Here is a 20316-nt window from a genome sequence, read left to right as displayed (position 1 = left end):
CGAGTGTTCACGGCGCCAGCCGGCCGCGCACTTCGACCGTCGCGGCGATGGTGCCCCGGAGGAACCGGGCGACCGTCCTCCGCTCGTCCTCCCCCATCTCCCGCCACGCTTCGGCGTAGCGCTTTCCGAGCGGAAGGAAGAACTCGGCGCCGATCTCCCGCGCCTTCTCGTGCATCCGCAACTCGACCTTGCGCCGGTCGGTCGCGCTCCGGTCCCGGTGGAGGTGCCCGGCCCGCTCAAGCCGATCCAGCACCGCCGTCGTCGCCGACGCGCTCAGGTGCAACGCGCTCGCGAGCGTGCTCGGACTCATCGGCGTCCCCATCCTGGCGGCGTCCATGATCACCGCGAGCGCGTTGAGGTCGGTCCGGTGCAGGCCGTGTTTCTCGCCGAACAACTCCGCGAACCGGTCGGATTCGACGGTCAACTGCCGCAGCAGGAGTACGAGCAGGTCGTCAGGGACCTGTTCGACGTCCTCAGCCATGTCGGGTAACTCCCCTCGCGTTGCCCCGTCCGGGTGACCACTCTACTATTTCGATGGTCAAACTATTCACTCGTCGAAGTAGCGCTGTCACGGGAGCCATCGGTCCATGATCTCGGAAGTCGAACGCCCCGCCCGCACGCGGTCACGTCTCCGGTGGCTGCTCTCGGCCCTGGTGGCGGTCGCCTGGCTGATCTTCGGCGGCTTCAGCGGCCCGTACGCGGGCAAGCTCAGCCAGGTCACGGAGAACGACAGCAGCAGTTTCCTGCCGGCGTCGGCCGAAGCGACCGAAGTGGGCGAACTCCAGAAGCGGTTCTCCAGCGCCTCCGTCATCCCGGCGATCGTCGTCGCCGAGCGGCCGTCGGGCCTGACCGAGACCGACAAGCGATTCCTCGCCGACCGGACGTCGAACGCACGGCTCGTGCCTGCCCCGCGGAGCAACGCGGGCGCGCAGGTGGTTGTGCTCCTGGACGCCACGACCGACCCCGGTGACGGCGTCGAGGCCCTGCGGGAGTCGCTCGCCCGTGACACCCCGGACGGGTTGAAAGTGCTCGTGACCGGCCCCGCCGCGCAGGTCGCCGACCTGAAGGAGGCGTTCGGCGGGATCGACGGACTGCTCCTCCTGGTCGCGGGTGCGGTGGTCGCGGTCATCCTGATCATCGTCTACCGGAGCCCGCTCCTTCCCCTGCTCGTCCTGCTGTCGGCGGTGTTCGCGCTGGGCACGGCGAGTCTCGCCGTGTACCTGCTCGCGGAGCATGACGTGCTGGCGCTGAACGGGCAGAGCCAGGGGATCCTGTTCATCCTCGTCTTCGGCGCCGCCACCGACTACGCGCTCCTGATGATCTCGCGCCACCGCGAAGAACTCCGGACGACCGACGACGCCCGCACCGCGCTCCGCACGGCCTGGCGCTCGACCATCGAGCCGATCGCGGCCTCCGCCGGGACCGTGATCCTCGGCGTGCTGTGCCTGCTGTTCAGCGATCTGAACTCCAACAAGGGCCTCGGCCCGGTCGCCGCCATCGGCATCGGCGCCGCCTTCATCACGACCATCACGTTCCTGCCCGCCGTCCTGGCCTTGTGCGGGCGCAACGCCTTCTGGCCCTTCCGCCCGGCGGTGGCGCCGCCTCGCGACGAGACCGGTGGGCTTTGGGCACGCGTGTCGGGCCTGGTCGCCCGCGCACCGCGGACGATCTGGATCGTCACGAGCGTCGTCCTGCTCGCGGGCGGCGCGTTCCTCCCCCAGCTCAAGGCCTCCGGCACCGCGCAGTCCGACGTCTTCCTCACGCCGGTCGATTCCGTCGCGGGACAGGAAGTCCTCTCGCGCTACTTCCCCGGCGGCTCCGGCTCGCCGACGGTGATCATCACTCCCGCCGGTCAGGCTCAGGCCGTCACCGCGCTGGCGCGTGTCCCGGGTGTCTCCGACGTCCGCCAAGGCCCCGAAGCGGGCGGGCTCGCGAAGATCGACGCCGTGCTCGCCGATCCCCCGGACTCCGACGCGGCCGTCGCGACGGTCCACCGGATCCGCGACGCCGTGCACACCGTCGACGGCACGAAGGTCGGCGGGCCGACGGCCACCCTGCTCGACACGAGGGAGACCTCAGAGCACGACCGGATGGTGATCATCCCGATCGTCCTGGTCGTGATCTTCCTCGTGCTCGCGCTGCTGCTGCGGTCACTGCTGGCGCCGTTGCTGCTGATCGGCACGGTGGTGCTGTCCTTCGCCGCGACGATGGGGGTGTCGGCACTGGTATTCAACCACGTCTTCGACTTTCCCGGTGCCGACCCCGTCGTCCCGCTGTTCGGCTTCGTCTTCCTTGTCGCGCTGGGGATCGACTACAACATCTTCCTGATGACCAGGGTCCGCGAAGAGGCGGGCAGGATCGGCACGCGGGACGGGACACTGCGCGGCCTGCGTGTCACCGGCGGCGTGATCACGTCCGCGGGCGTCGTGCTCGCCGCGACCTTCGCCGCCCTCGCCGTCCTTCCGATCCTCTTCCTGGCACAGCTCGCTTTCATCGTCGCGTTCGGCGTCCTGCTCGATACGCTCCTGGTGCGTTCGCTGCTGGTACCGGCTCTGGCGGTGGACGTCGGACGGAAGATCTGGTGGCCGTCGAAACTGGCGAAGACCGGCCGGGAATGAACGCGCTGCCCCTAACCTGGTGACCATGAGCGACGACCAGGACGCCATCGACGAACGGATCCAGGACGCCGGCGAGCGGGGCGATCTGGACGAACTCCGGCGGCTGGCCGACGGCGGCAGCAGCGACGCGGCGGACCAGCTGATCGAAACGGCCACCGAACTCGGCGCGCTGGACGAACTGCGCCGGCTGGCCGCACAGGGGAACCAGGACGCCGCGGATCAGCTGGCCGAACTCACCGAGGAGTAGCGTCTCGCATCGCCGGGATCAGCACCGGAAGCGCGGCCAGGAGCGCGAGGCCGCGCACGACGCCAGCGACGGGATAGGGAACGCGAAGCCCGAACCTGTGCGCGAGCAGCCCACCGGTCAGCGCGCCGAGCGGCATCAGCCCCCAGCCGAGCAGCCGGTAGACGCTGTTGACCCGGCCGAGCAGAGCCGACGGCACCTCTTGTTGCCGGACGCCGACGGTGACGACATTCCAGATGGTCGTCACGAAACTGCTCACCGCGAAGAGCCCGCCGAGTACGGCGACGTTCGGGCTGAACCCCATTCCGACGAAAACGGCGGCGTTCACGGCGAGCGAGACGAGGAGCGCGCGGAGGTCGCCGAGCCAGGCGACCAGCCGTGTGATCACCAGCCCGCCGACGACGCCCCCGATCGCCGCACCGGCGAGCAGCAGACCGAACACACCCGCGCCGAGATGCAGGACGTCGGTCACGAACAGGACGAGGGTCGCGTTCCCGAGCTGACCGCAGAAGGTGTTGATACCCAGCAGCAACGCAAGAGCACGGAGCAGGCGGTGCCTCATCAGCCACCGGACTCCATCGAGAACCTTCACGCTTTCCGTCCGGCCACCTCTCCTCGGCAGCTTTGCCAGGAGTACCGCGGCGAAGACGAACGACGCGGCGTCGACGGCGAACGGGAGTGCCACGGCGAGTGCGAAGAACAGGCTCCCGAGAGGCGGGCCCAGGAACTGCCTGCCCACGATCATCGCCACCTGCTGACCGCCGTTCGCCCGGTGCAGCGAGCCGTTCGGGACAAGATCCGGAACCGCGGTTTGCGCCGCGTTGTCGTAGAAGACGTCGCACGACCCCAGAGCGAACGCGAGCAGGACGAGCACCGGCACGGTGACGGCCCCCGCCGCGACGAGCGCGGTGAGCACGGCGACGATCAGGGCTTGGAGCGTCTGCGTTCGCCACATGAGGGTGGTCCGATCGACCCTGTCGACGACGGAGCCGGCGGTGAGGGAGAGCAGAAGCCACGGCAGGTACGTCGCGGCGGAGACCAGGGCGACGTCCCTGGCGTCATGGCTCACCGTCACCGCCAGCAGAGGCAGCGCCGCCGTGAAGACGCCGTTGCCAAGGCTGTCGATCCCGGTGGCCCACCACAGTCGTCGGAAGGCGCGGGGTAGGTCGGTCATGATCGGATCGTGGCGACGTCCGATGTTCCGGAGACACTATTTAGCCCTGGCCTACATACTCGGGCGATGTCGATGACCATCGAGCTGGGCGTCGCCGAGCTGGCCGCGACCCGGTTCGCGATCTCGCCGCTGTCCGAGACCGTGGCCTGCCTGCAGCAGCTCGCCGGGATCGACCGGAACGCGGTCAATCTGCCCTGGCTGAGGTGGGCGCGGGAGGAACTCGATCGCGCGCCGCTCGATCTTTCCCGGACCTGGCCGCTGGTCGTGACCGGCAGGCTCGGCTGGCCGGAGTTCCTGGTCCCGGCCCCGCAAGACTCGGGGGATTCCCTCGAAAACGACCTCGACGCGCTGCGGCGCACCCCTGAAGACCGGGTGAGGGCCAGCCTCGACCGGGTCTTCGGCGAAAAACGTCCTCCCGCCGTCACGGCCCTCGCCGATGATCCCACCTCCGGTCTGCGGGAGGTCGCCGAGGAACTGCGTAACGCCCACGACCGCCTTGTCGCACCGCATTGGCCGCGGATCCGGGCGGCGCTCGACGCCGATGTCGGGTACCACGCCCGGGCCCTGACCGCGGGAGGTGCCGAGCGGTTGTTCACGCACCTGCATCCGGATCTCCGCTGGCACAACGATCGGGTGATCCTGGCGGGCCGGCGGTGGCGCGATCAGCATCGTGTCATCCCGCGTGGGCCGGGCGGCCTGGTGCTGATGCCGGTCGTCCTCGGGTCACCGTATGTGCTGGTCAAGGAGAACACCTCGACCCAGACCACGATCCGCTATCCGGCACGGGGAACCGGCGCCCTGTGGGCCGCCGGAACCCGCTCGGCCGGGTCCAGCACGGTACGGCTGCTGGGGCGGACGCGGGCCACTCTCCTGACGGCGTTGTCCTCCCCCGCGACCACGACCGACCTGGCACGCGCCTTGGGCGTGACGCCGAGTGCCGTCTCCCAGCACCTCAAGGTCCTGCGGGACAGCGGGCTCGTCGCGCGTGAACGCTCCGGCCGCGGCGTCCTCTACCTGACGACGCCGCTCGGTGAACGCTTGCTCTGACGGTCAGAGGTCGATCAGCTCGACGGTCACCTTCGCGACATCACCCTCCTCGATCCCCTCGGCCTTGCGGACCGCTTTCTTGACCGGCAACACGTAGGCACCCCGTTTGGCGTCCGGGAAGATCGACGTCTTCCATTTGCTGCCGCCGATCCCGACCTGGACCCGGACCGCGCCGAACCCGCGGCGCGGTCCGTCGGTGATCTCGCGAATCTCTTCGGAGATGTCCTGGGGCAGGCTGACGAAGGTCCAGCTCTCCCCTCGGCGGGCGTCCCAGACCCAGAGTTCGGCATCGAACACGACGATCATTCCTGGAGCGTCGCATATGGGACCGACAGTTCCGCGCGACCCGAGGCCGCCTGCGTACATGATTGCGCGGTCGTGAGTGTCTTGGGCACCCTCTAGAGGTACATGAAGGCCCCCTTCCTGTACCTAGGCGCAAGGAAGGAGGCCTTCATGTACTGGGCAAGGTCGAGTTTCCTCGGCTGAGCCGAGGCAAGGGGGCCTTCACGGACCTGACCCGAAGCGTCACGTGCGACCGTATCCGACCGGGGTGAAGGGAGCCTTCAGCCCACACCAGCTGAGGTCCTTTGTGGACATCGCCCGGGCAAAGCATCCTGGCACCTGCCTCGTCTACACCTACGTAGAGGGTCTCCGCGACTACGTCATGAACACCGACGGCACGCGGCGCACCCACGCCCAGGACCTGATCGAGCGGCACGACCACGTGCGCATCGACAACACCCGCTTGAGCCCGGCGGAGACGGCGGCCCTAATCCTCCGAAGGATGCCGCAGTGAACGGGTCGTCGTCGCGCCGAGCACCCGCGAAGCCATCCATGCCAGCGCGTCGGCCGTGCGCGCCGGGGTGTCCGACGGCTGCATGACGTGGCTCAGCACGGTCCGGACCACGACGTCGATCGCCACATCCAGCTGTGCGGCGTCCAGCGGTGGACCGTAGGCGCGGACACGGCCGCGCAGCATCACGGTCGCTTCGCTCAGCAGGCTCCCGGCTCGCACCGTCAGCAGCGGCAGCAACTCGGTGTCGGCGCCGTGCGTGGCCGAGACGATGGCGCGCAGCAGAAGATTGTCGTCGGCGAGTTCGAGAACACCGCGGACAGCGTCGTGGATCGCCTCGACGAGGTCTTCGGGGTGCCGCTCGAAGGCATCCCGGACCACCGAAAGGAACCGGGCGAGTTCGTGCGAGATCATCGCTTCGGCGAGCTGGGTCTTCGAGCCGAGTTCGTTGTAGACGGTCTGGCGGCTGACGCCGACGATCTCCGCGAGTTTGCTCATCGTCACCGAGGACCAGCCGGAACGCACGGTCAGCTCGATCGCCGACGCGACGATCGGTTGACGGTACGGACCCCCCGTAACCGGTACCTCACTCATGATCGTCATTCTAGGCTGTGCCTTTCCGGGCGCGCTTTCGGATTTCCGTAGCCGGGCCGCGGCATCCGCTGGTCACTCACGCCGCCACGTCAGCGGCCCGCCTCCGCGAATCCGAGGCCTCCGGCCGAAAAAAGACGCGCGCGTGCCCTCACCGTTGTGTTGACCTTCGTTCGGAAGACACCTTCTAAGCCGCCGTTCCCGCTGCGAACGCCAGCGCCTCCGGCCACGGCGCCCGCCCGGCGATATGGCGACGGTACTTCATGATCTCGCGCGGCCGGTCGACGGTCAGCGCCCCGACGATCCGGTCCCCGCGCCGGTACAACGCGGTGAAACCACCGGACTCCGGAACAGCGGTCACCACCTCATCCGCCCGTGGGGTACCGACGAACTGGATCCGATGGTCGTACCAGTCCGACCAGAAGTACGGCACCGGCGACAACGCCCGCGCCGCTTCCGGGGCGAGCGCGTGGCGAGCGGCCGCGGCACCCTGCTCCGCGGCGTTCGTCCAGTGCTCCAGCCGCATCAGCTCACCGTCGAACAACGGGTTCGCGGCGTGTGCGACATCCCCGGCGGCGTACACGCCGGGCACCCCGGTCGCGAGCGTGGCGTCGCACACCACGCCGCCGTCGCGCTCGTGCAGCGGCACCCCGCTTCCGGCCAGCCAGCCGGTGGCCGGGACGACGCCGATGCCGGCGACCACCAGGTCGGCGGGCAACACTTCGCCGGTCGAAAGCCGGACGCCCGTCACCACAGCGCCGTCGGACTCCAGGCCGGTGACCGTGGTGGACAGCCGCAGTTCCGTGCCCGCCTCCCGGTGCAGCGCGGCGCACACCGCACCGGCCTCGGCGCCGACGGACCGGATGAGCGGGACGTCGAGCGCCTCCACGATCGTCGACGGCAGCCCACGCTTCCGTGCCGCGGCGGCGACCTCCGATCCGATGAAACCCGCTCCGATCACGACCGTGCGCGCCCCGTCGTCGAGCGCGGCACGGACCGCCAGCGCGTCCTCGGCGGTCCTCAACGTGTGGACCCCGGCGATCCCCTCGCTTCCGGGCAGCCGCCGCGCGGTGGCGCCGGTCGCGATCACCAGTGCCTCGTAGGGAACCGTCATCTCCGCCACCGACACCTCGCGGGCGATGGTGTCGAGCCCGTCCGCGGGTGCGCCGAGCATCAGCTCGACGCCGAACTCGTCGCGCAACGCGTCCTCGCCGTGGAACGGCTCGACCTTGCCGGGTCCTTCCGCGTCGAGGAACGACTTCGACAGCGGGAGCCGGTCGTAGGGCGGGTGGTCCTCCGCGCCGATCAGCACGATCCGCCCTCGGTATCCGTCCCGGCGCGCCGCCTCCACCGCGCGCAACCCGGCCAGCGACGCTCCCACGACGACCAGTGCCATGCTCAGTCCCGCAGCTTCAGGGCGAGGACCGGGCAGGCGTCGACGGCGGCCGACAGGTCCTGACGGTGTTCCTCACCGGGTCGCTCGTCGAGCACCACGACCGTGCCGTCGTCGCCCACCTCGAAGAAGTCGGGCGCCATCGCCTCGCACATGCCCAGGCCGTCGCATTTCGCGCGGTCCGCCTCGATCTTCATCATGCTCCGACCCTTCCCGGTGCCACGAAATCGACCTTCTCCCGCACCCCGCAGTCGGGGCAGCACCACGAATCCGGGATCGCCGACCACGGGGTCCCGGCGGGGAAGCCCTCACGCGGGTCGCCGAGTTTCTCGTCGTACACGTAGCCGCAGCCGGGGCACATCCCGCCCTCGGTCGCGTCGCCGTGCGTGTCGGCGACGTGCCGCGACGGCGTGGTGACACGCGTTCCGTAGCGAGCCAGTACCTTGCCCCGCTTCGACGGCTGGATGTTGGCGCGGGAGATGTCGCCGTCGAAATGGGCGAGCACCCGCGGATCCATCACGCGCCGCCACACCGGCGGGACCAGCGCGAGCACGATCATCCCGGCGTAACCCGTCGGGAGCACCGGCGATTCCGCGAAATCACGCAGCGTCTGGTAGCGGCGAGTCGGGTTGGCGTGGTGATCACTGTGCCGCTGCAGGTGGTAGAGCAGCACGTTGGTGGCGATGTTGTTGGAGTTCCAGCTGTGGCTGGGGTCCACGCGTTCGTACCGGCGGCGGTTCGGCGGGCCGACCATCTGCCGCCGCATGCCGTAGTGCTCCATGTAGTTCACGACCTCCAGCAGCGAGAACCCGATCACCGCCTGGATCACCAGGTACGGCAGGATCCCCGGCCCCAGCCACACGGCCATCGCCGCCCACAGCACCGCCGACATCAGCCAGGCGTTGAGCACGTCGTTGCCGATCCGGAAGGGATGCCGGTCGCGCCGGGCGTAGCGCTTGCGCTCCAGCCCCCACGCGGATTTCAGCGAGCCGAACACGGTGCGCGGCCAGAACCGGTAGAAGCTCTCCCCCACCCGGCTGCTGGCCGGGTCCTCGGGAGTGGCCACCCGGACGTGGTGGCCGCGGTTGTGCTCGATGTAGAAGTGGCCGTAGAAGCTCTGCGCCAGCGCGATCTTCGACAGCCAACGCTCGTGGCTCTCCTTCTTGTGCCCGAGTTCGTGCGCGGTGTTGATACCGATCCCGCCGATACAGCCGATCGAGATCGCCAGGCCGACCTTGTCCACGACGGACAGGTCACCGCGGGCGATCAGCCAGAACGCGACCACGAAACCCGCGTACTGGATGGGCAGGAACGCGAAGGTGATCCACCGGTAGTAGCGATCCCGCTCCAGCCGTTCGATCACGTCGTCCGGCGGATTGCTGCGGTCCAGCCCGGCCACCAGGTCGATCAGCGGCACGATCATCAGGATCACGATCGGCCCGATCCAGAACCACACTCCCCAGCCGGTGGCCGCGTGCAGTCCGATGGCCAGGAACGCGAGCGAAGGCACCACCAGGCCGATCAGCCACAGATATCGCTTGCTGTCGGTCCAGCGTTCGGTCGAGCCCGCCGGGATCGTGCCCGTCATCTCGCTCATCGCACCCTCCTCCATTGGCTGGGTTTACAAAACCATAGGTGATGTACACCCGGTTTGACAAGAGGCCATCTTTTGTAAACCCAGCGTTGCTTGATTCGGTGAGAACTTGGCGAGATCTTGTGTTCGTAAGGAAACTTACTTAACTTGTGACGACACGCCGCGACCCACTTCGTCCGCCCGAAGGAGCGCGAATGCCTCGATCACCTCGCAGGATCCGGCCCGCCGCCATGGCCACCATCGCCACGGCCCTGCTGGTCCTGCCCGCCACCACCGCCACCGCGAGCACGACGGCGAACAGCCCGTGGCCGGGCGGTTCCGCCGTCACGAACGCCGACGGTTCGAACGTCCTCGGCGGCAACATGAGCGGCCTGTCGTTCGGCGGCCCGGACGTCCTCTGGGCGGTCAAGAACGGCCCCGGCACGCTGTACCGCCTCGTGCGCAACGGCGCGAAGTGGCAGCCGGACACCGCCAACGGCTGGTCGTCGGGCAAGCAGCTGCGCTACCGCGGCGGCAAGGGCGACCCCGACGCCGAAGCCGTCGTCGCCACCCCGGACGGCGTGGTCGCGGCTACCGAACGCGATGGCGACAACAGCAAGACGAGCGCGCTCAAGGTGCTCCGGTACGACGTCTCCGGCACGGCCAAGACCCTCACGGCGAAGGCCGAATGGGATCTGACGGCGGACCTGCCGAAGGTGTCGGCCAACGACGGTCTCGAAGCGGTCTCCTGGATCCCGGACAGCGCCCTCACCGCCAAGGGGTTCGTCGATCAGCGCACGAAGGCGCCGTACAACCCGGGCAGCTACCCAGGCCACGGGACCGGTCTCTATCTCGTCGGCCTCGAAAGCAACGGGATGATCTACGCCTACGCGCTCGACCAGGCGGGCGGGAAGTACACCCGGGTGGCAAGTTTCGCGAGCGGGCTCGGCTCGATCATGGAACTCGAGTACGAGGCTTCCACCGGCAAGCTGTGGGCGGTCTGCGACGACACCTGCGGCGGCGACTCGGCGACGCTCGCCGTCGACGCGCAGGGCAAGTTCGCCGTCACGGCCACCCACGACCGGCCGAGCGGAATGCCGGACTACAACAACGAAGGCTTCGCGATTTCGGCCACGTGCGCCTCCGGGACCAAGCAGGTCGTCTGGGCCGACGACGGGAACGACGGCGGTCACGCGCTCCGCGCCGGCACCCTTTCCTGCGGCTGAGGCGGCCCAGCATGAAATTCGCCTCCCTCGCGATTCTTCCGGCCCTGGCCCTTCCCATGCTCCTGCCGTCCGCCGCACTCGCCGGCGACGGCTGGGAATCCATCGGCACCGGCATGACCTCCGGCGCCAGCGGCATCGCCGTGCTCGACCGGGACGACGGCCGGATCGACGCGCTCGTCCTGCGGGACAACAAGAAGCCCGGCGAGAACCGGGCGGTGCGGGTCCGGCTCGAGCACGGCAAGGTGTCCAAGGTGGACACGATCGACTGGCCGGGAGAGCTCCCGGTCGATCTGGAAGCAGCCGAACCGGTGCCGGGAAAGACCGGCGAATTCATCGCACTGGCCAGCGACGGCAAGGGCTTTCACTTCGAGCTGAAGGACCGGAACCTGAACGTGCTCGGCACTTTCCGGGTGCCGAAAGGCGACCCGGAAGACAACTACGAGGGTTTCGCGCTGAAAAAGGTGAATGACCGATTGTTCGCGGTCTGGGCGGACCGCGGTCAGGACGCCCGGCCCGCCACGCTGTACTCCGCGGAGTTCTCGGTCTCGAAGCTGTCCTTCAAGAAGCCGAAGTCGATCCCGTTCCGGGTCCCGTATCCGGCCACGAATGTCCGGCACACCTCGGACGTCGAGATCACCGCGGACGACCGCGTCCTGGTCTCGGCCGCGTCGGACCCCGGCGACGAAGGCCCGTTCGACTCGGCTGTCTACGAGGCGGGCGTGCTCCGCTCCGACGGTTCGATCGCGCTCTCCCCCGTCCCGGTGCGGATCGGCGACTTCCCCGGCCACAAGATCGAGGCGCTGACCTGCCTTTCGCGCTCGTGCGGCAGCCTGCTCTACGGCACCGACGACGAGGCCGCGGGAGGTAGGCTCCGGGTCGCGACCAGGAATGCCCCGGAGGACCAGTGATCAGCGAAGACCTGCGCGACCGCCGCCACAAGATCATCGAAGAGCATATGGACACCGAGGTGGCCCACGAGTTCGACCGCACGCTGGGCACCTTCAACGGTCATCCGCACTACGAGATCATGGCGACCGGGCAGATCTTCGACGGCGACGAAGAGGTCATGGCGTACTACCGCATGACCCGCACGGCCTTCCCGGACCAGCGGCACGACAACGTCCGGTACCACTTCGCCGACGAGTCGGTCATCGTCGAGTTCGACCTGCTCGGCACCAACCTCGGCGAGTTCTACGGCCGTCCGCCGACCGGCAAGGCGTTCCGGGTGCCGATCATCGCGGTGTTCTTCTTCGACGAGGACAGGATCACCAACGAGCGCATCTACTTCGACGCCGCCAGCCTGATCACCCAGGCCGGGCACGCCGAACTGCTGACCCTGCTGGCGTCCGGCAACGTGTGAAAACGTCCGGGCCCGCCGCGGAAGCGACGGGCCCGGGTGGGTCTCGGTTGCCGGTCTGGCTGGTGCGTGCGGAGGGCCGATGGTGTTTCGCGTGACTGGATGGACGCCCCGTGTGATCAGACGGACGACACACGTGATCAGCCGGGTCCCCGCCCCGTGTCGTCCATCCAGTCACGTGTGTCGTCCATCCAGTCACGCGACACCGCCCGGCAACGGGTACCTGAGACACCGTGACCCTGAACCCCGGACCGCCACGCACGACCCCATATCCGACAGTGGACTGAAGGCTCACTTCGCTGAGTCTGATGCGACGAATGGGGCCTTCAGCCCCGGCGTCCGGGCCCGCCGCGGAAGCGACGGACCCGGACGTTCAGACCTGGCTCACGCCACGTCGTAGCGGTCGAGGTTCATGACCTTGTCCCACGCCGCCACGAAGTCGCGGACGAACTTCTCCTTGGCGTCGTCGCTGGCGTAGACCTCAGCCACCGCACGAAGCTCGGAGTTCGATCCGAACACGAGGTCGGCACGCGTACCGGTCCACTTCACCTCGCCGGTCGCGGAGTCGCGGCCTTCGAAGACCTCCGCGTCGGCGGACGTGGCGGTCCACTGCACGCCCATGTCGAGCAGGTTCGCGAAGAAGTCGTTGGTCAGCGACCCCGGCTTCTCGGTGAACACGCCGTGCTGGGACTGCTGGGCGTTGGCGCCGAGGACACGCAGGCCGCCGACGAGGACGGTCAGCTCGGGCGCGGTCAGGTTCAGCAGGTTCGCGCGGTCGATGAGCAGGTACTCCGTCGGAAGCCGGTGTCCCTTGCCGCGGTAGTTGCGGAACCCGTCCACGGTCGGCTCCAGCGGCGCGAACGACTCGACGTCGGTCTGCTCCGCGGTCGCGTCGGTGCGGCCCGGCGTGAACGGCACGGTGACCTCGTGGCCACCGTCCTTGGCGGCCTGCTCGACGGCGGCCACGCCACCGAGCACGATCAGGTCGGCGAGCGAGACCTTCTTGCCGCCGGTCTGGGCGCTGTTGAACGCCTCCTGGACACCTTCGAGGGTCCGCAGCACCTGAGACAGCGTCTGCGGGTCGTTGACCTCCCAGTCACGCTGCGGCTCGAGGCGGATGCGGGCACCGTTCGCGCCACCGCGCTTGTCGCTGCCGCGGAAGGTCGAGGCCGACGCCCACGCGGTGGAGACCAGCTGCGAGACCGACAGGCCCGAAGCGAGCAGCTTCTCCTTGAGGGAGGCGATGTCCGCGTCGTCGATCAGCTCGTGGTCGACGGCGGGCACCGGGTCCTGCCAGATCAGCGTCTCCTGCGGCACCAGCGGGCCGAGGTAGCGCTGGATGGGGCCCATGTCGCGGTGGGTCAGCTTGAACCAGGCGCGGGCGAAGGCGTCCTCGAACTGCTCCGGGTTCTCGTAGAACCGGCGCGAGATCTGCTCGTAGACCGGGTCGAAACGCAGCGCCAGGTCGGTGGTGAGCATGCCGGGCGCGCGGTTGAGCTTGCCGTCCTCGGGGTCCGGCACGGTGTTCTTCGCCTTGCCGTCCTTCGGCGTCCACTGGTGGGCGCCCGCCGGGCTCTTGGTCAGCTCCCACTCGTACTCGAAGAGGTTGTGGAAGAACCAGTTGCTCCACTGGGTTGGGGTCGGCGTCCAGGTGACCTCGAGGCCACTGGTGATCGCGTCGCGCCCCTTGCCGCTGCCGAAGCTGTTCTTCCAGCCAAGGCCCTGCTCCTCGATCGAAGCGCCCTCGGGCTCGGGGCCGACGTACTTGTCCGGGTCGGCCGCGCCGTGGGTCTTGCCGAAGCTGTGGCCGCCGGCGATCAGCGCGACGGTCTCCTCGTCGTTCATCGCCATCCGGCCGAAGGTCTCGCGGATGTCGCGGGCCGCGGCCAGCGGGTCCGGGTTGCCGTTCGGGCCTTCCGGGTTCACGTAGATGAGACCCATCTGCACGGCGGCCAGCGGGCCTTCGAGCTGGCGGTCACCGCTGTAGCGTTCGTCGCCGAGCCACGTGCGCTCGGGACCCCAGTACACGTCCTCGTCCGGCTCCCAGACGTCGGCGCGGCCACCGGCGAAGCCGAAGGTCTTGAAGCCCATGGTCTCCAGCGCGCGGTTGCCGGTGAAGATCATCAGGTCGGCCCACGAGATCTTGCGGCCGTACTTCTTCTTGACCGGCCAGAGCAGGCGGCGGGCCTTGTCGAGGTTGCCGTTGTCCGGCCAGCTGTTCAGCGGGGCGAAGCGCTGCATGCCCGCGCCCGCGCCACCGCGGCCGTCCTCGATCCGGTAGGTACCGGCGCTGTGCCACGCCATGCGGATCATGAAGCCGCCGTAGTGGCCGAAGTCCGCGGGCCACCAGTCCTGCGAAGTCGTGAGGACGGCGTCGACGTCCTTCGCGAGCTCGGTGAGGTCGAGGGTCTTGAACTCGGCGGCGTAATCGAACCCGGCGTCCATCGGATCGGAAGCGGCGGAGTGCTTCCGGAGGATCTTCAGGTTGAGCTGGTTCGGCCACCAGTCGCGGTTGCCCGCGCCTTCGGTGGGGTGGTTGCGGCGGCCCGACGAGACGGGGCAGCCGCCCGCGCTCTCTTCGTTCATTTCGCCGACGACGGCGTCCGGGCTGTCAGACACGGGAATCCTTCCGGGAATCAGAACTGCAGGGCTCAGGAACGGGGTTCGATCGAACAGTCGGGACACCGGCCCCAGTAGATGACCTCGGCCTCTTCGATCACGAAGCCTTGGTCGTTCGACGCGGTCAAACAGGGTGCGGGACCGACGGCGCAGTCGACGTCGGCGATGGCACCACAGGTTCGGCACACGACGTGGTGGTGGTTGTCCCCGACTCGGGACTCGTAGCGTGCCACGGACCCCGACGGCTGGATCCGCCGTACGAGACCCGCGGCGGTCAGTGCCCGCAACACGTCGTAAATGGCCTGGTGAGAGACCTCGCCGAGCTCTGAACGCACGGCACCGATGATCGAGTCGGTGTCGGCGTGCGGGTGGTCGCGTACGGCTGTCAGCACGGCCACCCTGGGACGCGTCACGCGCAGGGAGGCCCCGCGCAGCATCCGCTCGAACTCCTGGGTCGTGGGCACGGCCGCAGTCTGGCCCATTTTCTGGAATGAATCAAGTTCGCAGGATCCCGGGCGTGTCTCGCCCCCCGCGGAGCGACCAGACCCGGCGCGCTTGCGCACGCGAGCCCGGGAAGGGTGGTCACCCTTGCCGACGTCGCCTCCGTGGCCTTCGTTACAGATTCTCGTCAAGAATTTCACCCTTCGACGAACAACCGGCCGAAAACGCGATGCGAAGCGGTTCACGATAACCGCGAACTGGTCTGGACCGCACGCGCACCCGAAGGTGCGAAATTCGGATGAAACTTGCACGCACGAAAAGGAATCTCCACCGCCACACCAGGTTTTCCGCGTACTCCAAACACAAACCGGTGCACCTGCCATACCCTGGACGAGTGAGAGGCCGCGTCGGAGCGTGGCCGAATCGACCACGCTCACCCCCCTCCGAGGTCCGCAAACCATTGCCAGAACTGGATTCTGGCCATCTTCGCTGCTCCGAGGCCAATCGCACACGCACCCCACGACGCGCTTCCACCGTGGTAGCGTCTGCGCCCTGCTTCCCCACAGTCCGGCTTCACCCATCGTGCACCAGCAAGGAAAATCATGCCCGAACAAGGTCTCGGCACCGTCGTGGCGGTGGACGGCCCGGCGGCGGCGGGCAAGACCACCACCTGTCTGGCACTGTCGAAATCGTTCGACCTGCGCTATCTGGAAAGCGGCAGAACTTATCGCATCATCGCCTTCGAAGCACTTCAGCGTTGCATTCCGGTCGACAACGCCACGAAAGTCACCAGGCTCTGCGACGAATTGATCACGGCGAGCCGTTCCGCGAACCTGTTGACTTCCGAGCGCTACGCCCCGGACAACCTGCGCGCGACCCGGGTCAATGTCGCCGTTTCGGCCGTCGCCAAGATCGCGGAGGTGCGCCGGCGGGTCACCAGCCTCATCAGGCTTTGGGCCGGAGCACAGCCGCGGTGCGTCATCGAAGGCCGGGACATCGGCACCACCATTTTTCCCGCCGCGACCGTGAAGTTCTACTTGACCGCCAAGCCCGAAGTCCGCGCGATGCGGCGAGTACGGCAAGAGCGGGCGGCGTCCTACGAACACGTTCTCGACGACGTGATCCGCCGGGACGAGGCCGACATGTCCCGGACGACGTCGCCGTTGGTCCCCGCCGAGGACGCCATCAGAATCGACACCACCGAGCTCACCGTCGAGCAGGTACTGCGGCTGATGACCTCGGCGTGTCGCGACAGAGGTTTAGATATCAACCGTTAGTGCGAGTACGCTTCTGCTTTGTCTGCGACGAAGCTAAGTTGACCATGGGTATGACTTCAAGTGATCGATCAATGACGAGGAGTATCGGTTATGAAACCGGCGATGGCGAAGGAAAACGAAGCCGAACCGGTGACCGCCGATTGCCTCTTCTGTCATTTCGACGACGCTTCGGTGAATGACCTTCTGTTCAAGGGAAACGAGATCTATGTCCGGTGGGACAACTTCCCAGCCGCCAAGGGGCATGTCGAGGTCGTCCCGAAAAGACATGTGGAGTCCTACTTCTCGCTCACGGCGAGCGAGCACGCCGAAGTCTATGCGCTGATCAAGCGAGCATGGCGCCGGATCCAAGACCAGTTCCAGCCGGACGGCTACACCATCGGCGTGAACGAAGGGCAAGCGGCGGGCAGGACGATCGACCACCTGCATATCCACCTGATCCCCCGTTACGAAGGCGACGTGGCGGACCCGCGAGGCGGTATCCGGCATGTCCTGCCGGGGACCAATCCCGACGAATGGCTCGGCTAGGACACGGCCTGGCAACCCTTCCGCGCCTCCACCACGAACCAGCTGCCGCGCCCGCTCGGCGACACCTGGGCCGAGACGAAGCCTGCGGCGGCCAGTTCATCCACCACCGCTTCGGGCCTGCGCAACGAGAACCATCGCGGCGACGGCATTCGGTCGCTTCGCGCCCACCCCTCGCCATCCCCTTCCTTGAGGCTGATCGCCGTGACACCGCCGGGCGTGAGCACTCGATGGATCTCGGAGAAGACATGTGGATGCGTCTCGCTCGGCAAGTGCAGGACACTGGCACACGCCCAAACGCCATCGAACACCCCACCGGCCAGCGGTAAGGTCAAGAGATCGCAGAGCACCGCACCGGCCACCGCGCAACGACATCGTGTGTGCCGGAGCAACTCCTCACTGAGGTCTCCCGCCACCACGGTCGCGCCGCGTCCGATCAGATATTCGGCGTCCCGGCCCGAACCACAGCCGAGGTCCAGCACCGAACTTCCGGGCAAGGCATCGAAGAAACGGTCCAGCTCGTGGTCAAGACCGGGAAACAGGTCTAGCGTGCCGGTAGTCCGGACGTAGGCCCCGGCACTCTCGTCGTAGGCTCGACGAGTACTCGACACCAAGGCGCGCAACTCAGCGTCGTTCAGGTGCATTCGAAGTCCTCGCGACCGATGGCCATCCCCAGATTGGTCATCTCCTCCAGCAGTTCCCGACGGTCGAGCACCTCGTAGCCGCGGCCGGCATCGACGCTCACGCAGCCGACGAACTTGTTGCGCCCGCTTCTGATCGGTGTGACGAACAGCGCCGTCCGATGTTTGAGGGCCTGGAACTCCTCCCATTTCAGGTTCATCACCGATTCCCGACCGCACCGTGCCACGTGATCGTCGAATTTCGCCTCGTCGGTGAGGCGAGCAGCCAACGGCGCGACATCGAACGTCACTTCGCGATCGTGCAACCAGCACAGTCCCACCGCGCCGATACCCCGCACCGGGGCGAAACTCCGCGTCGCCGGAAAGGATGACATCCGATAGGAGGAGAGTCGCTTCAGCACACCATGGATCGGATGCCTCACCGTGCGCGTCTTCCGCCACACGTGGAGTGCCAGGTCGCCGGTGTTCAGCGGCGGATCGATCTTCGCGCTGATCTCGAGCAATCTGCCGAACGTGGACAGCACACGACGGCGCATCATCACGTTCCGGTCCACGAAGGCACGTCGTTGCCAGCTTTCGAACGGTGCGAAAGCGCCGAAAACCCCGGCCGTGACAAGAGCGACGAGCAGCAGGTACGAGCGGTCGTTCAGGAGGCCGTCCCAGAAGGCCTTCGCCGGTACGTTGTACGCCTTGCCCGCCAGGAAGAGTGTCGCCGAAAGCAGAATCGCCTTGTCCGCGATCTTGGCCGCTTTCCGGCTCATGCCTTTCCGGCACGCTGGTGCCGCCACGCCTCGCCTGGCAGGTCCGCCCGCTCGCCGTCTTTTCCGGTCAAGACCACCTCGCGCTTCTCGGTGACCACGCCGATCCGGTGGAAGCTCACCGCTTCGGCGAGTTCGTCCACCTGGGCGGATGGCACGGTGAAGACGAGTTCGAAGTCGACAGAGTCGCCCATGACCAGGCTCAACGGCTCCACATCCACATGTGCGGCCACGGCGGACACCGCCTTGGGGACGGGGATGGACCGCTCGTCGACGTCGATACCGACACCACTCGACTCGGCGATGCTCAGCAAAGCGGCCTTCAGCCCGTCCGAGGTGTCCTGACAGCTCGTGACCACCCCGCTGGCGCCGAGCGCGAGTCCCTCGTCCACCCTGGCCACCGGTCGTTTCCAGGCGGCGAGCAGTGATGGCAGCAGGCTGTCGATGACCAGGTCCGGGGCACCGGAACGCAGGTACGCCATCGCCGCTCCGGCGGGTCCGGTCGGCGCCGTGAGGCATACGACGTCGCCGGGTCGCGCGCCCGACCGCAGCAGCGCCCCGCCTGCCGGGCACACGCCCAGAGCCGACGCCGAGAGGATCAGGCGTTCCGCGCCGCCGATGTCACCGCCCACGTTGAGGCAGCCGAAGGCGGCGCACGCGTCCCGGATGCCGCGCATGACGAGACCGAACAGCGCGTCGTCCATTTCGGCCGGATATCGCACGACGGAAAGCAGCCCGATCGGCTTCGCGCCCATCGCCGCGATGTCGCTCAGATTCGCGGCGACCAGGTAGTACCCCAGGTCGTATTCGTCCAGATGTCCCATCTCGTAGAGCCTGAACTTGGGACCGCGGACGTAATCGGTGCCCACCACGAGGTCGTGCTCCCCGGCCAGCCGGAAGACCGCGCAGTCGTCTTGCGCGTCGGCTCCCGCGATCAATTCCACCCGGCCGCCGTCCGGCGACGAAACCGGGACGAACTCGCCCGCCTGCCGGGCGAACAACGGCACTATCGTCCTGGCCAGTCTCGTCGGTTCGTCCGAGAATTTCTCACTCACCACAGGACAGCTCCAGCTCGGCGGCCGTGACGTCGCCACTCAGTTTTGCCGGCCAGTAATCCACCATTCGCACGGTCTCGCGAAGATCCCTTTTCCGCATCACCACCGCGTAGTCCCATTCCGGGTCTTCGATCGCCAGCACGGTCCCGACGATCGAGCGAAGATACTGCCTTTTCTGCGCTCCGGTCGGCAGGTATACCCGGACTTTCTCCCGGTACACACGAAGGAAATAGGCCGACGACGACCAGGGCCCGAGCGCGAGTTCCCCGAGTGAATCCAGATCCCGATAGACCAGGCCGTCCGCGATCAGGAGATCGTCCACGGCGTCACCGTCGACGGGGAGAAAGTGCAGATGCGCGTGCGTGATGCACGCGTGGCTCTCCTGTCCGGCACTCGAACCGTGTTCGAGGATCAGCGGCTCGCCGAAGGTCTCCCGGTACAGCGGCGTGAAGTCGTCGACAAGGCCGCATACCTCCTCCTGATGGCGGGAAAGCACCTGGGCGAACGACAAGTGATGATTCGACGGCAGGAGCAGGAGATGTCCGAGCACGAGCGGCGACATGTCGGCCAGCAACGTCAAGTTTTCTGTTGAATGTATTAGCCGGGACGGTGGGCCACCTTCGTAGAAACGGGCGAAGGAAGTGTCACCTGAACCTGAAAGCTCTTCGCAGAAGTCCGCACCCGCGCACTGCATGGTTTCGATCATGTCTCCCCCTGCCGCCTCGCTTCGTCCTGGCCTTCGCCGAGCAGAGCACCTGGATTTTTGCGCACGGTCATGGCGGACTTGAACGGTCAATGCGGAGATTAACTCGAACGTCGTAACCCGCTCACGGATTCGTGATGACAAGAATTTGGACAAAAGCAGGACACATCATGGCCGATACATACTCGCCTGCCGCACGACGTGAAAAAACGTCCGTCACCCGATGGATGACGGACGCTTTCCGACTGTCGCTATCCGTTCGAATTCACGGTGATTTCGGCGAA

Annotated in this window: 22 protein-coding genes; 9 read left to right on the top strand and 13 right to left on the bottom strand. The window is 67.4% G+C overall.

Translation table 11 applies throughout. The features are described 5' to 3' along the window. Positions 1-7: 7 nt before the first annotated feature. Positions 8-481: a MarR family winged helix-turn-helix transcriptional regulator gene (locus tag ACIBTM_RS25265; protein ID WP_395879584.1), complete on the bottom strand. Its 474-nt coding sequence runs from the start codon at positions 479-481 to the stop codon at positions 8-10. A 106-nt stretch (positions 482-587) separates the two neighbouring features. Here ACIBTM_RS25265 and ACIBTM_RS25260 point away from each other — a divergent pair, with 106 nt between their 5' ends. Both ACIBTM_RS25260 and ACIBTM_RS25255 read left to right on the top strand, forming a co-directional pair. Next, entirely contained in the window at positions 588-2618 is a 2031-nt protein-coding gene (locus ACIBTM_RS25260; protein ID WP_395879583.1) for an MMPL family transporter, read from the top strand. Between the two features lie 25 nt (positions 2619-2643). Next, positions 2644-2865 carry a hypothetical protein gene (locus ACIBTM_RS25255; RefSeq protein WP_395879582.1) on the top strand — a complete coding sequence of 74 codons (222 nt, stop codon included), beginning with the start codon at positions 2644-2646 and terminating at the stop codon, positions 2863-2865. On the opposite strand, the gene ACIBTM_RS25250 is transcribed toward ACIBTM_RS25255, so the two are convergent. Then, positions 2852-4036, bottom strand: coding sequence for an MFS transporter (locus tag ACIBTM_RS25250; protein WP_395879581.1), 1185 nt, complete (start codon positions 4034-4036; stop codon positions 2852-2854). The genes ACIBTM_RS25255 and ACIBTM_RS25250 overlap by 14 nt on opposite strands. A 66-nt stretch (positions 4037-4102) precedes the next feature. Here ACIBTM_RS25250 and ACIBTM_RS25245 point away from each other — a divergent pair, with 66 nt between their 5' ends. Further along, the gene (locus ACIBTM_RS25245; RefSeq protein WP_395879580.1) at positions 4103-5083 is read left to right on the top strand and encodes an ArsR/SmtB family transcription factor; all 981 of its coding nucleotides are present in this window, start codon (positions 4103-4105) and stop codon (positions 5081-5083) included. A gap of 3 nt (positions 5084-5086) precedes the next feature. On the opposite strand, the gene ACIBTM_RS25240 is transcribed toward ACIBTM_RS25245, so the two are convergent. Then, entirely contained in the window at positions 5087-5389 is a 303-nt protein-coding gene (locus ACIBTM_RS25240; RefSeq protein ID WP_395879579.1) for a DUF1905 domain-containing protein, read from the bottom strand. A gap of 223 nt (positions 5390-5612) precedes the next feature. Between ACIBTM_RS25240 and ACIBTM_RS25235 the strand changes: the two genes are divergently transcribed. Further along, positions 5613-5879 carry a hypothetical protein gene (locus tag ACIBTM_RS25235; RefSeq protein ID WP_395879578.1) on the top strand — a complete coding sequence of 89 codons (267 nt, stop codon included), beginning with the start codon at positions 5613-5615 and terminating at the stop codon, positions 5877-5879. Here ACIBTM_RS25235 and ACIBTM_RS25230 read toward each other — a convergent pair. The 4 genes from ACIBTM_RS25230 to ACIBTM_RS25215 form a co-directional block, all read right to left on the bottom strand. Further along, positions 5853-6479, bottom strand: a complete 627-nt coding sequence (locus ACIBTM_RS25230) for a TetR family transcriptional regulator (protein ID WP_395879576.1) — start codon at positions 6477-6479, stop codon at positions 5853-5855. The two genes, ACIBTM_RS25235 and ACIBTM_RS25230, sit on opposite strands and share 27 nt — an antisense overlap. Before the next feature lie 175 nt (positions 6480-6654). After that, complete coding sequence (locus tag ACIBTM_RS25225; protein ID WP_395879575.1) at positions 6655-7863, bottom strand: NAD(P)/FAD-dependent oxidoreductase; 1209 nt, start codon at positions 7861-7863, stop codon at positions 6655-6657. A 2-nt stretch (positions 7864-7865) separates the two neighbouring features. Then, positions 7866-8060: a ferredoxin gene (locus tag ACIBTM_RS25220; protein ID WP_007029462.1), complete on the bottom strand. Its 195-nt coding sequence runs from the start codon at positions 8058-8060 to the stop codon at positions 7866-7868. Then, on the bottom strand, positions 8057-9457 hold the full coding sequence (locus ACIBTM_RS25215; protein ID WP_395879574.1) for a fatty acid desaturase: 1401 nt from the start codon (positions 9455-9457) through the stop codon (positions 8057-8059). The genes ACIBTM_RS25220 and ACIBTM_RS25215 overlap by 4 nt, the downstream gene beginning before the upstream one ends. A 191-nt stretch (positions 9458-9648) precedes the next feature. Here ACIBTM_RS25215 and ACIBTM_RS25210 point away from each other — a divergent pair, with 191 nt between their 5' ends. From ACIBTM_RS25210 to ACIBTM_RS25200, 3 genes are read left to right on the top strand one after another with little or no spacing between them, the layout of a single operon-like run. Then, positions 9649-10659: a hypothetical protein gene (locus ACIBTM_RS25210; RefSeq protein ID WP_395879573.1), complete on the top strand. Its 1011-nt coding sequence runs from the start codon at positions 9649-9651 to the stop codon at positions 10657-10659. An 11-nt stretch (positions 10660-10670) separates the two neighbouring features. After that, the gene (locus ACIBTM_RS25205) at positions 10671-11567 is read left to right on the top strand and encodes a hypothetical protein (protein ID WP_395879572.1); all 897 of its coding nucleotides are present in this window, start codon (positions 10671-10673) and stop codon (positions 11565-11567) included. After that, the gene (locus tag ACIBTM_RS25200) at positions 11564-12019 is read left to right on the top strand and encodes an ester cyclase (RefSeq protein ID WP_395879571.1); all 456 of its coding nucleotides are present in this window, start codon (positions 11564-11566) and stop codon (positions 12017-12019) included. The genes ACIBTM_RS25205 and ACIBTM_RS25200 overlap by 4 nt, the downstream gene beginning before the upstream one ends. A gap of 381 nt (positions 12020-12400) precedes the next feature. Here ACIBTM_RS25200 and katG read toward each other — a convergent pair whose 3' ends face one another. Both katG and ACIBTM_RS25190 read right to left on the bottom strand, forming a co-directional pair. Then, entirely contained in the window at positions 12401-14635 is a 2235-nt protein-coding gene (gene katG / locus ACIBTM_RS25195; RefSeq protein WP_395879569.1) for a catalase/peroxidase HPI, read from the bottom strand. 32 nt (positions 14636-14667) lie between these two features. Next, on the bottom strand, positions 14668-15099 hold the full coding sequence (locus ACIBTM_RS25190) for a Fur family transcriptional regulator (protein WP_395879568.1): 432 nt from the start codon (positions 15097-15099) through the stop codon (positions 14668-14670). 579 nt (positions 15100-15678) lie between these two features. Between ACIBTM_RS25190 and cmk the strand changes: the two genes are divergently transcribed. Continuing rightward, on the top strand, positions 15679-16353 hold the full coding sequence (gene cmk / locus ACIBTM_RS25185; protein ID WP_395879567.1) for a (d)CMP kinase: 675 nt from the start codon (positions 15679-15681) through the stop codon (positions 16351-16353). A gap of 90 nt (positions 16354-16443) precedes the next feature. Beyond that, a complete protein-coding gene (locus ACIBTM_RS25180) occupies positions 16444-16878 on the top strand; it encodes an HIT family protein (protein WP_395879566.1) in 435 nt (144 codons plus the stop codon). Here ACIBTM_RS25180 and ACIBTM_RS25175 read toward each other — a convergent pair. Genes ACIBTM_RS25175 through ACIBTM_RS25160 form a run of 4 tightly spaced genes read right to left on the bottom strand, consistent with a single transcriptional unit; the run spans position 16875 to position 20035 of the window. Next, on the bottom strand, positions 16875-17519 hold the full coding sequence (locus tag ACIBTM_RS25175) for a class I SAM-dependent methyltransferase (protein ID WP_395879565.1): 645 nt from the start codon (positions 17517-17519) through the stop codon (positions 16875-16877). The genes ACIBTM_RS25180 and ACIBTM_RS25175 overlap by 4 nt on opposite strands. Next, positions 17510-18277 carry a hypothetical protein gene (locus ACIBTM_RS25170; RefSeq protein WP_395879564.1) on the bottom strand — a complete coding sequence of 256 codons (768 nt, stop codon included), beginning with the start codon at positions 18275-18277 and terminating at the stop codon, positions 17510-17512. Before ACIBTM_RS25170 ends, ACIBTM_RS25175 begins: the two co-directional genes overlap by 10 nt. Then, positions 18274-19329: a thiamine-phosphate kinase gene (gene thiL, locus ACIBTM_RS25165; protein ID WP_395879563.1), complete on the bottom strand. Its 1056-nt coding sequence runs from the start codon at positions 19327-19329 to the stop codon at positions 18274-18276. Before thiL ends, ACIBTM_RS25170 begins: the two co-directional genes overlap by 4 nt. Next, positions 19322-20035, bottom strand: coding sequence for a hypothetical protein (locus tag ACIBTM_RS25160; RefSeq protein WP_395879562.1), 714 nt, complete (start codon positions 20033-20035; stop codon positions 19322-19324). Before ACIBTM_RS25160 ends, thiL begins: the two co-directional genes overlap by 8 nt. Positions 20036-20316: the final 281 nt, after the last annotated feature.

Origin of the sequence: Amycolatopsis sp. NPDC049868, assembly GCF_044461365.1 — a bacterium.
Taxonomy (GTDB): domain Bacteria; phylum Actinomycetota; class Actinomycetes; order Mycobacteriales; family Pseudonocardiaceae; genus Amycolatopsis.
The sequence above is the reverse complement of the archived record's forward strand: the minus strand, read 5'-3'. Positions and strand labels throughout refer to the sequence as shown.